Origin of the sequence: Pseudomonas sp. 32_A, from assembly GCF_017490905.1 — a bacterium.
Classification (GTDB): Bacteria; Pseudomonadota; Gammaproteobacteria; order Pseudomonadales; family Pseudomonadaceae; genus Aquipseudomonas; species Aquipseudomonas inefficax.
On sequence record NZ_JAFGYI010000149.1, the window covers coordinates 1 to 555 of the forward strand.

General features: G+C 44.9%; 2 protein-coding genes. Both read left to right on the forward strand.

Annotation, left to right across the window (positions count from 1 at the left end; genetic code table 11):
* On the forward strand, positions 1 to 229 hold a 229-nt coding region (locus tag J5M58_RS26015), incomplete at its 5' end, for a hypothetical protein (RefSeq protein WP_207880195.1).
* Between the two features lie 160 nt (positions 230 to 389).
* Positions 390 to 512, forward strand: coding sequence for an AAA family ATPase (locus J5M58_RS28525; protein WP_368857210.1), 123 nt, complete (start codon positions 390 to 392; stop codon positions 510 to 512).
* The last annotated feature ends 43 nt before the right edge of the window (positions 513 to 555 follow it).

Genomic DNA, 555 nt, shown 5'->3' on the forward strand with positions numbered 1-555 from the left:
GTACAAGGATGTAGCTGATGCTGCATCTAAGGCACTGAATTTCCCTGTGTCTATCTATTCTGTGAAGAATGCTTTCACTGGTTTGGGCCTTCAATTCAAGGAACAAGTCAAGAAGTTCCAGCGTGATCGCTCTCAAGTGATTGCAGTGGAGCTGGCCAATCTGCTCAAGGAATTGGGCAAGGAACCCTTCGCAGCTCTTATGAGCATCGTCAATCGCAAGGGTCATTAAAAGGCTTTGGAAGAGCTGCAAAAGCTTCTGTAACGCAAACTGTGTTCAACAAACAAAGGTGTCTTCGGACTCCTTTTTATTTTGAAAGAAAAAAATGCAAGTCAAGATCAGCCAAGCTGTTGAGGCCATCAAGTTCTACCTGCAAGCCAATCTGGTACCTATGCTTGTGGGTAGCCCTGGATGTGGCAAGTCTGAGATCATTCACCAGATTGCCAACGACTACAATCTGCAATTGATTGATCTTCGTTTGAGCCAGTGTGACCCCTGCGACCTTAACTATTAAGGGCTTTACGAAAGAAATTTCGTATCGAAAGCTACCTAAACGG

Excerpts from the sequence above, each read along its gene's own strand:
- J5M58_RS28525 (WP_368857210.1), top strand. The coding sequence starts at position 390 with ATGCTTGTGGGTAGCCCTGGATGTGGCAAGTCTGAGATCATTCACCAG.